The 12,292-nt window shown below is 47.9% G+C and carries 11 protein-coding genes and 1 pseudogene; 1 reads left to right on the forward strand and 11 read right to left on the reverse strand.

All coding sequences use genetic code 11. The features are described 5' to 3' along the window. From QZQ46_RS08425 to QZQ46_RS08465, 9 genes and pseudogenes are all read right to left on the reverse strand, one after another. A pseudogene (locus QZQ46_RS08425) lies at positions 1–166 on the reverse strand (bifunctional 2-keto-4-hydroxyglutarate aldolase/2-keto-3-deoxy-6-phosphogluconate aldolase); the annotation flags it as partial. Positions 167–199: 33 nt separating this feature from the next. Next, a complete protein-coding gene (locus QZQ46_RS08430) occupies positions 200–1,144 on the reverse strand; it encodes a sugar kinase (RefSeq protein WP_296828833.1) in 945 nt (314 codons plus the stop codon). Positions 1,145–1,205: 61 nt separating this feature from the next. Then, positions 1,206–1,625 (reverse strand): HIT family protein, encoded by a 420-nt coding sequence (locus QZQ46_RS08435; protein ID WP_296828834.1) that lies wholly within the window; start codon positions 1,623–1,625, stop codon positions 1,206–1,208. 55 nt (positions 1,626–1,680) lie between these two features. Then, positions 1,681–3,201, reverse strand: coding sequence for an MFS transporter (locus QZQ46_RS08440; protein ID WP_298014182.1), 1,521 nt, complete (start codon positions 3,199–3,201; stop codon positions 1,681–1,683). A 13-nt stretch (positions 3,202–3,214) separates the two neighbouring features. Continuing rightward, positions 3,215–4,630 (reverse strand): glucuronate isomerase, encoded by a 1,416-nt coding sequence (gene uxaC / locus QZQ46_RS08445; RefSeq protein WP_296828838.1) that lies wholly within the window; start codon positions 4,628–4,630, stop codon positions 3,215–3,217. Between the two features lie 17 nt (positions 4,631–4,647). After that, positions 4,648–6,252, reverse strand: a complete 1,605-nt coding sequence (locus tag QZQ46_RS08450) for a mannitol dehydrogenase family protein (RefSeq protein ID WP_296828840.1) — start codon at positions 6,250–6,252, stop codon at positions 4,648–4,650. A 15-nt stretch (positions 6,253–6,267) separates the two neighbouring features. Next, complete coding sequence (gene uxuA, locus QZQ46_RS08455; protein ID WP_296828842.1) at positions 6,268–7,347, reverse strand: mannonate dehydratase; 1,080 nt, start codon at positions 7,345–7,347, stop codon at positions 6,268–6,270. A gap of 236 nt (positions 7,348–7,583) precedes the next feature. Further along, positions 7,584–8,531 carry a 2-hydroxyacid dehydrogenase gene (locus tag QZQ46_RS08460; protein WP_296828844.1) on the reverse strand — a complete coding sequence of 316 codons (948 nt, stop codon included), beginning with the start codon at positions 8,529–8,531 and terminating at the stop codon, positions 7,584–7,586. A 172-nt stretch (positions 8,532–8,703) separates the two neighbouring features. After that, positions 8,704–9,258 (reverse strand): 3'-5' exonuclease, encoded by a 555-nt coding sequence (locus QZQ46_RS08465; protein WP_296828845.1) that lies wholly within the window; start codon positions 9,256–9,258, stop codon positions 8,704–8,706. 85 nt (positions 9,259–9,343) lie between these two features. Here QZQ46_RS08465 and QZQ46_RS08470 point away from each other — a divergent pair, with 85 nt between their 5' ends. Further along, a complete protein-coding gene (locus QZQ46_RS08470; protein WP_296828847.1) occupies positions 9,344–10,066 on the forward strand; it encodes a M48 family metallopeptidase in 723 nt (240 codons plus the stop codon). Here QZQ46_RS08470 and QZQ46_RS08475 read toward each other — a convergent pair. Further along, positions 10,054–11,223, reverse strand: a complete 1,170-nt coding sequence (locus QZQ46_RS08475) for an ABC transporter substrate-binding protein (RefSeq protein WP_296828849.1) — start codon at positions 11,221–11,223, stop codon at positions 10,054–10,056. The genes QZQ46_RS08470 and QZQ46_RS08475 overlap by 13 nt on opposite strands. Before the next feature lie 51 nt (positions 11,224–11,274). Continuing rightward, positions 11,275–12,285: a M23 family metallopeptidase gene (locus QZQ46_RS08480; RefSeq protein ID WP_296828851.1), complete on the reverse strand. Its 1,011-nt coding sequence runs from the start codon at positions 12,283–12,285 to the stop codon at positions 11,275–11,277. Positions 12,286–12,292: the final 7 nt, after the last annotated feature.

Here is a 12,292-nt window from a genome sequence, read left to right on the forward strand (position 1 = left end):
GAATAGCTTCATGAGCCCGCGGCGTCGTAAAGGCCAATTCGATAGCCGTGACTCCGCCTTTGATGCAGGCTTCCGACATGGCAACGGCTTCTTCCGGATTGTTGCCGCGAATGACAGCGACGACACCGATTTCTTTGATTTTATTGACAACTTCGATTTTATCCATCTGTATAAACTCCTTTTAAACGCTTGTAAACGACTAGGAATGAATTTGTTGAAAGGCTTCCAGCTTTTCTCTCGTCGGCAGGCCTTCATTATCTCCGGCTGCCTGAATGGCCATGGCACCGATAGCAGCGCCTCTTCGGGCAGCATCCTCCAGGTTCAAGCCATCAAGCAGTCCGCTGGTAAAGCCGACGGCAAAACCGTCACCGGCACCGACGGTGTCGACGATGTGTTTAACGTGATAGCTCGGTACATACAATTCGTCCTTTTCCGTGCGGATATAGGTCCCGTTGCTGCCGCCGAGCTTGATGACGACAGTCTGGACACCGCGCTGCAGATAATACTGAGCGATGTCCTGTTCGCTTTCACGGCCGGTCAGGATTCGGCCTTCACCGAGACCGGGCATGACGATGTCAGCGTACTGAGCGGCATCATTGATGACTCGGGCCATCACGTCCTGGGACTTCCACAGCATGGGCCTCAGGTTGGGGTCGAAAGAGATGCGTACGCCCTTGCTGTGAGCCCGCATCATCAGCGTGTAAATCGTTTCTCGGCACGAAGCTGACAGGGCCAGGGGAATCCCGGTCACATGAAGGTGGTCGACGCCAGCCCAGTCGATACCGGCTAAGTCAGCCGGCTGAAAATGAGAGAATGCTGTATGCTTGCGGATATTGGCCACGAAAGGATCACCATCGGCAACTTTTTCTTTCATCTGGAAGCCCGTCATATGGTCATCATCGGTCCAGACATACTGTTCGTGAATATTATTTTCTTTCAGAAAATTGACGATACAGCGGCCAAAGGGGTCGATGCCGACCTTGGAAATATACGATACATTATTTCCCAGGCGGGCCATGCCGACGGCATAGTTCAGTTCAGCCCCGCAGACGTGGCGGGAAAAATGTTCGACCGATTCCAAAGGCCCCGCTTCTTCTGCAATGAGAAGACCCATGGCCTCGCCAATAGTAAGCACGTTCTTCATTTTGATTCCTCCATGAGATAAAAGGGGACTGTCGCACCAGACAGTCCCTGATTCTTTATTTTTATAAGTGTTTCTTTATGTTGTCAATCATCTCTTCATAGGCTGCATCTGTCAAGTAAACGCGGTCGGGATTCATGACAAAGGTGCTGTTCCATTCAAACTCATCCTTATATTTCGGCACTAAGTGGATGTGCAGATGATGTCCCGTATCGGCATAAGCCCCGTAGTTTACTTTATCCGGATGGAAAGCTGCATGAATAGCCTTCGAAGCCCGGGCTACGTCAGCAAAGAAAGCATTTCGATCGACTTCGCTTAACTCCGTCATTTCACTAATATGATCTTTATAAGCGACGATGCAGCGGCCGGGATGACTCTGTTCTTTAAATAAGACCAGCATACTGACCGACAAATCGCAGATGTAGATGCCAAACTTGGCCAGCGGTTCGCCTTGGACGCAATAACCGCAACTATTATCTTTCATGTAACCGCCTCCCAGGAGCAATCTTAAAATACTAGAATACTAGTTATGGTAAAAATTAAATGGCTCGATGTTCGGGCCAAAGGTTTTCGTAAGGATGTCCCGTTAATTCTTCACTGACCAATTTCGCCTGCGGAGATACTTCGGCTTTAGATCCGCCGGCTTCCAAACGAGAAATTTCATGTTTCAAAATTTCATGGGTCTGGCGATTCAATTTAAAGCTTCTAGACACGATGAAAGCCAGGGCGATTAAGATAACCGGACCGACAAAGAAAATCACAGCAATCCCGCTCTGAATGGCTGCTGGCGTCGTTGCCGCATCGACCATGGTTTTAGAATTGAAGCCAATTTCGGCTAATAAAATCCCGGCAATCCAAGAGGCTACGGCACCCGTTGATTTTCTAAAGAAGGTCATGACAGCCGCATAAATACCAGCCCGGTCGCCACGTGTCATCATATGGTCGATATCCGGAACAAAGGGAAATACGTTCCACGGCGTGAATTCCAGAATACCGCGTGCCAGCTGATAAAAGACAGAAATAATCATTAATACAAGTAATGGGTTGGAGATGTTGAAAGCCCAAACGGCTATATAACCAACCATCGTAACAATTATCGTCGGATAGCTGAGGGCATATAAAAATTTGGGGCCATGCGAGACCATCAGCTTAGCTGCAGCCAAGGTCGAAAGAATCCCAAGGGCAGACAAGGCCTGCAGCGTCCACGGCCAATCCTGTTGTGAACCCATAATGCAGCAAATAATGAAGGTCGGCAGCATAGTGGAGTAGAAATCTTTGCCGGTAAAGGACAGGAGATAGATGAATAAATGCTGCCGAAAAGCCTTATTCTTAAAGGTAGAGCAGTAGTCAGAAACCATTTTACTCATCATTTCACCCATAGAGAGCTGAGGACGACTTTCCAGTTCTTTAATAAATTCCGGGGTCAGCGGCCGTTCCCAAGTATTTCGATAGGAAACAAAGATAGCGACAACAAAGATAACGGTCCAAATAATCCCGGTAATTAAATAGGCATCGGGGTTCTGCATATGCTTTAAAACAGCCAGTACCGCAAAGACGATTGCCGTACCTGTCGCAGAAATGAACATACGCGACCCGGATAATACCGTTCTCTTTTTATAATCGCCGGTCATTTCTGTCGGCAGGGTTTCCCATGGAATTAAAATCATAGCAATAACGATTTCAATGGCAATATAGATAATCAGATAATATCTCCAATCATCCGATTGTACCCAGAATAAGGGGAACAAAACTGCGAAGAGTATCCCGCCCAGCAAGATGAAGAAGTGACGGCGACCGAAGCGCTTCCCCAATTTCGTACGATAAAAATTATCCGTAATACTTCCAAAAAACAGGGAAAACAAAGCATCGAAGATTCGTCCGATACCGGTAATAGCCCCAGCAAACGCAGGGCTGATGCCCTGGCTTAGAACGAAGGCGAAAATAACACCGGAAACGATATTATTCCAGCCGCCGCCCATGAGGTCGGTCAAGCCATAACAAATGCCGCGTTTAATATTAATCGGTTTGGATTCGTAAACCCAATTCGACTTTGCGCTCATAATAAATTCACCTCTACTTTACAAAAAACCGGAAATACTCATTGGCATTGTTGAAAGAAATATCTTCTACAATCTTCCCTAAATAATCGTAATCTTCCACCACTTGGCCTCGTTCAACCCATTCACCAATCAAATTGCACAGCACGCGTCTGAAATATTCATGGCGAGGATAAGAAAGGAAACTCCTCGAATCAGTCAGCATGCCGACGAAATTACCTAGTAAACTCTGTTGAGCCATCGTCGTCAGCTGAAGCTGCATGCCTTCTCGGGTATCGTTAAACCACCAGGCGCAGCCCAGCTGCAGACGCTGGCGGCAGCCGCCCTGGAAAGACTGCATGCCTGTTGCCAATTCCATCCAATCGTTCGGATTCGTCGAATACAAAATCGTCTTCGGCAACACATCAGAAGCCACACCGTCATTAAGAAGATATAAAAGTTCACGAGCAATGCCCGACTGCGAACCGGCAGAATCAAAGCCTTTATCGGCGCCGATAGCCCGGTACATGGATTGATTCATGTTGCGGAGCACGTTTACATGGAGCTGCATGACCCAATCGTATTTTTTGTTCAATTCCATGAAGAGCTGCAGTAATCCCGTTTGGTATCCGGAAATTTCATCACCGGATAAGGCGATCCCCTTTATCCCTTTCTGAATCAGCTCATTCATCTCGTTTTTCGACACCTTATGGTAGTAATACGTATCCAGTCCAAAGTCAGAAACATGGCCGCCGACCTGATCAAAGAAGGCGAATCGTTTATCTAAAGCATTCTTTAAGGAATCGACATCCTGTACATCGATATCCGTCAAGTCGCTTAATTTTGCGATGTAGGCCGGATAGGTATCATTGTAAATTTTAAATAAGCCATCGGGACGCATGGAAGGCAATACGCGGAAATCCTTTTCTTCCTTGGCGATTAATTGATGATACTTCAAATCGGAATTTAAATCATCGGTCGTGCAAAGAACCTTGACCTTGGCATTCTTAATCAAGCTGCGAGGTTTAAAGTCCTCCGTCTGTAATAAGGCATTGGCTTTTTCCCAAATGGTCGAGATGTTCTTCTCAAAGACCGGTTCATCAATGGAAAAGAACCGTTTTAATTCCAAGTTTGCCCATTCATAAATCGGATTTCCAATCGCCTTTTCTAAGGTTTTTCCCCAAGCCAACATCTTTTCATATTCATCACCGTCGCCGGTAATTAACTCTTCAGGGACACCGTTAGCTCGTTCTAATCGCCATTTATAATGGTCTCCCAACATACCGTCGTTGAGCCAAACGCGAGTTAAATTGGGATAATTTTTATTCTCATAAATATCTTTAGGGTCCAAATGGCAATGGTAGTCGATGATGGGCATTTTTTCTGCATGCTCATGGTACAGCCGCTTCGCCGGTTCATTGGTCAATAAAAAATCATCATCTAAAAATGACATGTCTCAGCACCTCCCCATTATTTCACATACTTAACTAAGGTATTCCGTACTGCATGGGGACCTGCAATAAGCTCATTAAAGTAACCTTCCACTTTTTCACCAAGTCCTACGGCATACAAGTCACTGCCAAAAATATCTTTGTTGGATAAAATCGATGTCAATTTTCCCTTCGCAGAGGCGATATCACCCAAGACAATTCCATCCATAGCTGCCTGTAAATCTTTTAATAATGGATCGGGGCTGAGTTCAAAAGCTTTCCCTTCATCATCAACAGCCAATAAGTAACGGCACCAACCGGCAATTGCCAGGGGAATATATTCCAATTCACCCGCTTTATCTCCATAAGCTTTAATCGTTTCGCCAAAACGGATGCCGACTTTTTGGGACGTATCCGAAGCGATTCGCTGCGGTGTATCCGGCAGGTTCCCATTGGTCAGCCGCTGTTCCAAAACTTCCTTGATAAAATCCTTAGGATTTAAAACACCGGGATCTGTTACAACGGGCAGGCCTTCCTGATAGCCGATTTTTTCAATGAGGCCTTTAATCTGTGCATCCTTCATTTCATCAGCAATCAAGGTATAGCCTAACAGGCATCCGTATACCGACATAGCTGTATGCAGCGGATTGAGGCAGGTGCATACTTTCATCCGTTCGACTCTGTCCACGGTATCACGATCGGTAAAAATAACACCGGCTTGTTCTAACTTCGGACGTCCATTGGGGAAGGTGTCTTCGATGACAAGATACTGGGCATTTTCTGCGTTGACAAAAGCTGCATACGAGCCTTTTTCAGTGTGAATGAATTCCGTATCTCCAAATTCAATATTTTTCAAATACTGCTGTACTTTTTCGGAAGACCGAGGCGTAATCTTATCGATCATGCTCCACGGGAAGGTAACTTTCTTATCATCATTGACATAGTCAACGAACCCTTGGTCTGCAACGCCATTAGCGGCCCATTCATTGGCAAAGGTTAAGACAGCTTCTTTAATCTTGTCGCCATTATGGGAGCAGTTATCCAAGCTTAAAAAGGCAAAGGGATAGGCACCGGCTTTATAACGGGTATATGCCAGAGCTGCGATGCAGCCCATGGAACTCACAGCCTGTTCCGGACCTTTTTTCATATCTTCAGCCACAGCAGGGAAGAACTTACCGGCATAATCCTTCAATTTATACCCCTTTTCCGTAATCGTAAAGCTGGCTACCTGCAAAGATGGATTGGAAAAAATGTCTTTTAACCGCTGCCAATCCGCGTTAAAATCAGGGCGGCAAACGACAGATTCTACAACGGAGCCAATCACTTCTTTTTCAAAGCGTCCATCGGCATACATCGTAACGGCCAGGCTCAAATTATCAAAGGGGCGATACACTTTTTCAATGACTTCTTCATCGTACGTTTCTGCCGTGATGATTCCCGTTTTCTCAATGCCTTTATTCAATAACTGCTGCTGAAGGGCTGCAATGAAGGCACGGAAAATATTGCCGCCGCCAAAATGAACCCACTGCGGAGTCTGGCGCGTAGCTTCTTCCACAGCACTGTCATCATACGAATACAGAGTAATGCCTGCTTTTTCCCAAGCAGCCTTATCTTGTGTCAAACTTTTACGATTTAAATGAAGCATGAATAAACCCTCCCTTTACAACTGTCCGCACGTACGATTAATAGCATCCCACAAACCGCAGAGATAGTTGGCACCGAGTGCACGGTCATACAAGCCATAACCCGGACGGCCTTCTTCGCCCCAAATCATACGACCGTGGTCAGGACGGATTGGGCCTTCAAAACCGATATCGTAGGCGGCTTTGATGATTTCATACATATCTAAATTCCCGATTTGGGATTTGTGCGCGACTTCATTGAATACCCACGGTTCATGAACCTGGATGTTGCGGACGTGCAGGAAGTTTACACGGCCCATTTTGCCGAATTTTCGAATGATATGGGGGATGTCGTTCTGACGGTTCGAGCCGAGAGAGCCCGTGCAAATCGTGAAGCCGTTGCTTTCGCTGTCGACCATCTTGGCAATCTTCGTAAGGTCACTTTCATTTTTGACGATACGCGGCAAACCGAATACGGAAATGGGGGGATCGTCCGGGTGGATGGCCATTTTGATGCCCACTTCTTCAGCAACCGGAATGATGGCTTTGAGGAAGTATTCCAGATTTTTGCGCAGGCCGTCTTCATCCATGCCCTTATACTGTTCAATCAGGTGAGACAGTTCTTTAAGCCGTTCCGGTTCCCAGCCGGGAAGGACAAAACCGTTGCTGTTGTCGAGGATTTCCCGCGTCATATCCTGCGGCGTCTTGCCGGCGATGAGATGATAGTCATAAGCGAGAACCGTCGAACCGTCATATAAGGGTTTGGCCAGCTCCGTACGCGTCCAGTCGAAGACGGGCATGAAATTGTAGCAAACCATTTCAATACCGGCCTTAGCGGCATTGCGAAGGGACGTAATATAGTTTTCAATATATTGATCCCGGCTCGGCAGCCCCAATTTAATATCTTCATGAACATTGATGCTTTCCAAATCCTTAAAGACCAAATTATTGGCTTCAGCCTGCTGCTTGATATGCATCAACGGCTCAACCGGCCACACTTCACCGACGGGAATATCGAATAAAGCACCGACAATACCATCCATGCCTGGAATTTGATCAATCTGCTGCAGTGTAATTTTGTCATCTTTCTCTCCGTACCAACGGAATGTCATTCTCATAGGTTAACCCCTCCTGAATACTAAACAAAAAAATAAACATTTTATTTTTATTGTGTTTTCATTTATCCTTGCTACGGTTACATACTACCATACTAGTGTTCATACTGCAATAAAAATTTCACCATCTTGAAAAAACAGAATGGTTAATTCCATAATTATGATTTTTACACATAAAAAGCAGGGCCGCCGTGCGAAGGCAGTCCTGCTTTTTATGTACTTTATAGAGAGTATTCTAATTATAAGACGATATTCTTCTGATTTCCGGCCATATAGGCGTCGATGTTGTCAAAGACGATGACGGCACGCTTTGCCATCGATTCAGCCGTTGCAAAGGCTACGTGCGGCGTGACAATAGTGTTCTTCGAGTGGAGAAGGGGATGATTGGTGTCGAGAGGCGGTTCCTTTTCAAAGACGTCGATGCCGGCACCGGCGATTTTACCGCTGTTGAGAGCGTCGGCCAAGTCTTGGGAGACGACGACCGGACCGCGGGCTTCGTTGACCAGGAAGGCCGTCGGTTTCATGTAAGACAGGGTTTCAGCGTTAATCATGCCCTTAGACTGTTCCGTTACCGGGCAGTGGAGGCTGACGATATCGGCTTGAGCCATCAGTTCTTTCAAGGGCAGGTAGGTAATGAGTTCCGTATCTTTTTTATGAGAGAAACCGTTGTAAGCGATGACCTTAGCGCCGAAGGCATGGACTAATTCGGCTACGCGCTGGCCGATATGGCCGGTCCCGATAAGACCGACAGTCTTTCCTTCCAACTCGTTGCCGACAAGGCCGGCTTTGGTGCCGCCGGCCCGGCAGGCAGCGTCGACTTGAGGAACGCGGCGCAGCAAATCGAGGATCATGGCAATGGTCAGTTCTGCAACGGCAACGGTCGAGTAGCCTGAGGCATTGCTGACTTTTATGCCTCTTGCCTTAGCCGCATCGAGGGCCACGTGATCGACACCGGTAAAGGCGACGTCGATATATTTCAAGTTCGGGCAGGCGTTGATAACTTCCGCCTTGAGTGGCATATTGGCAATGATGAGGATATCCGCATCCTTTGCTTCTTCGATTTGGACAGCCGTGTCATCATTTCGTTCATAAGCTGCAAATTCATGGCCCTTGGCTTTCAGCGGGGCAACGTAGGAATCAAGCAGTTCCTGGCTAATTCCTAACGATTCTAATAAGACGATTTTCATGTTAAAAAGCTCCTTTCAGGATAGTATTCACTCTTTTAATTATACGCAGATAGGAGGGATTTGTAATCACCTATGGAAAATCAGTATATATGACTTGCTGTTATACAAAAAACAGATAACATAGACAGATAAAAAAATACTGCTGACAATCCGAGGGGACTGTCAACAGCAGTTACAGCGGTTTTAATTTTAAATTCGTCGCCCGAAGGAGCTCTTCCATAGACGATGCGCCGACTTCTTCAGCGGCTTTTAAGACGATATGAGCACAGGCCCGGGCGTCATCGAGGGCCTGATGATGCTGGAAGGAATAGCCCAAATAACCGGCAACCGTATCGAGCTTATGATTGGGAAGATCAGGCCATACGCGGCGTGAAATCTCGACCGTACAAGCATACGAAGCCTGAGGTTTTTCTAAATGATAGTACTTCAGCAGGCTGCGCAGAACACGTGTATCAAAAACAGCGTAGTGGGCCACTAAGATTCGCCCTTCTAAGTGCGTCCGGATATTGCCCCATAAGGCATCGAACTTCGGTTTATGGGCGACTTGTTCCGGCTGAATGCCGTGAATCTCGATATTTCCGGGATCGAAGACCATAAAGGGCGGCCGAATCAAGGTATATCCCTGGCGGACACACTGATCATCATTCATGGTAACTGCCGCCAGTGAGCAGGCACTGTTGGCGTATTTATTGGCTGTTTCAAAGTCGAAAGCAGTGAAATCAAGCATCTGATACCATCCTTTTGACAAAAACCTAAAATCTACTTACAATAAAATTTACCTTTTCATTATTTTATCTGTACGAGGTATTTCCATGACTAGTGAACAATATACCTTTGCGGCCCAAGATCAGACTTTTCCCGTAACGGTCGTCCGCAAAAAAGTAAAAAATATCAATCTCCATATCCGAAACGACGGATCCCTGTTCATTTCTGCATCGCCCCGCGTTCCCTGGGCCTATATCGAAGCCTTCTTACAAAAAAAGAGCGACGTCATCTGCCGTGCCGTCCAAAAGTTAAAGGAACAGCAGCAAGAATACCCTTTCCTGACGCTGCGTGACGGCGAAACCCTCTTCCTTGCGGGGAAACCATACCGCCTCGACGTCCGTTTAGGACTGCACAATGCTATTCGGAGAAATAAGGATACGGTCTTCATGGAACTCAAAGAAGATACACTCCAAGTCCGGCAAAAGCTGTATCACCAGCTGCTGCAGAGCATCGGTGCCTCGCTTTTTTCAGCCAGTCTCCAACGAATGCTCCCCTTATTCAGGGAATACAACCTCAAAGAACCGATTCTCAAACAGCGAGTCATGCGCTCCCGCTGGGGCTCATGCATGCCTTTAAAAGGCATCGTTACTATGAACACCTACTTGGCCATTATGCCGGAGGATATCATTGACCACGTCATGCTTCATGAACTTTGTCATTTCATCCATCCCAACCATTCCCGCCATTTTTACGACGTCATGACCGTACGCATGCCCGACTGGAAAGAACGTCGCCAAAGCATGAACCGCTATCTGCCTTACTGCATCTGATAGTCAGGCGGAATGGTCGCCGCCAGCGACGGCTGCCCGTCTTTAAAAGTTAAAATATAGACAGCCTTAATGGCATCGTGATTGGCATCGAGGGAAATCGTCCCGGTCGCCCCTTGATAATCGATGGTCTTGACTAATTCCCGGGCAACGTCTGTCGGATCTCCTGACTGGCAGCGAGAAATGGCCGCCGCCGTCATCATAAAGGCATCGTAGCCGAGAGCTGCATAGCCGTCAGGCCAGACACCGTATTTTTCATAATAGGCCCGGGAGAATTGACGAGCAGCATCACTCGACTCATTCCCGGCATAGTGATCGGTGTAATAAAGATTGGTCAGATATTGAGGCTCAATATCCTTCTCCATTTTAAGGCTGTTCCAGCCGTCAGGACCGAGAAGGGGAATAGAAAGGCCTGCGTTTCTCAAGGTCTTTATAGCCGGAATCGTCCAGTCATCATACCCCGGAAGGTAAATGACATCGACGCCGGCGGCCTTCAACTCGGATACAGCCCGGGAAAGATCTCCGGGATCCGATACATCGCGAAAGATTGGAACATCCCCGCCGCCGGCAAGAAAGGCGCTGCGGAAGTATTCGGCTAAGCCTTGAGCGTACATCTTATCGGGATAGTAGAAGACGGCAGCCTTTTCGGCATGGAGGTTATGGCGGGCGTAATCGGCCATGGCCCTCCCTTGAGACGCGTCGATATAAGCGGCGCGGAACATGTATTGATAGACTTCATTAGCCCGGATATCGACCGTAATGTCGGGCTGTGTCCCGGCCGGACTGATAAGGGGAATCTTCACGGCTTCCACGTTGGGAATGACAGCTCTCGTACAATCGGCAATATCAGGCCCGATGATGGCCGATACATGACGTACATTCAGCTGCTGAATAGCCGCAACGGCATCTTCCGGCTTGCCGTGATTGTCTACCGATACCAGCTGTACCGGTTTTCCCAAAAGGCCGCCGCGCTCATTGACGATATCTTTCGCCAGTTCGATGCCCCGCTCAGTCGACGCCGAATAGGACATCCCCTTGCCGCTCAAGGCCAGGTTGGTACCGATGAGAACCCCTGTATACTGGCGGAAAAGCGTACAGCCGCCCAGTAAAAAGGCAGACAAAAATACAAACAGGACAAGGAACTGAACATTTTTTTTCATGAAAGTCCTCCTTCCTTATTTGAAAAAAGTCTGCCCGAAAATTTTTTCAAATCAAGGCAAAAACAGTAACGGATTGGTCGGCGAACCGTTGACCCGCACTTCGTAATGGACATGAGGTCCCGTACTGCGCCCAGTACTGCCGGCCAGTGAAATAATGGATCCGGCCCGGACTTCCTGTCCGACCGTAACCAAAAGCATCGAATTGTGCCCGTAGCGGGTCACAAAACCGTTGCCGTGATCGATTTCAACGAGATTGCCGTAACCGTCGACCCAGCCGGCCATGGTAACCTTGCCGGCAGCCGTAGCCCGAACGGGAACGCCGTAGTCGACACCGATATCGATGCCTTCATGGAATCCGGAACCGCCGCCAATAGGATTGCCGCGGTACCCGAATTCGGACGTAACCGTCCCCGTAACCGGCCAAATGGACGGCACGGTCGACGTGCTGTTCGGATCGCCGGAATTGACGCCGACCTGATACATACGGCTGTTTTGCTGCATTTGCCGGACTTGTTGACCTGCCGTATCACTGAGCACGGTCTTTAAGGTAATAAAGCTGATGATACGAGCATTACTGCGCGTTTCCAAACGAGAGGTGGCCAATAACAGGTCATTGTAGCTGGCATTAGAAAGGTCCGGAGATTTCTTCTGTCCCCCTGCTACGCCACCGTCACCTTTTGGGCTGTCACCAACCCCCGAGCCTCTGACCATCTGCCGCAGCTCTTGGTCGAGGGCATCCATTTTATCCATCTTTTCCTGGAGAGATGTCGTCTTGTCACGCATCAACTCCAGCTGCTGTTCGTGCAGTGCTTCCTGCTCCTTGGCCTGTTGGAGCGAAATAAATTCATAGATACCGACGCCGATGGCAATTACAATGAAAATTGCCGCAGCGGCCCCGATTCGTATAAACTTTTTATACTGCTCCGGCGTCACAACCAGTGGTTCCGTCCGGTCAGCCGTCAAAAAGGCCGGCCACCAAGCGGGTTTCTGCCCGCTCTTTACTCGCTGCCACCAAGATTGCAAGGCCTTCACCCATGGGTATTCCTTGATCTGGATTTTCACCTTTTTC

This window comes from uncultured Megasphaera sp., assembly GCF_900539295.1.
GTDB lineage: Bacteria > Bacillota > Negativicutes > Veillonellales > Megasphaeraceae > Megasphaera.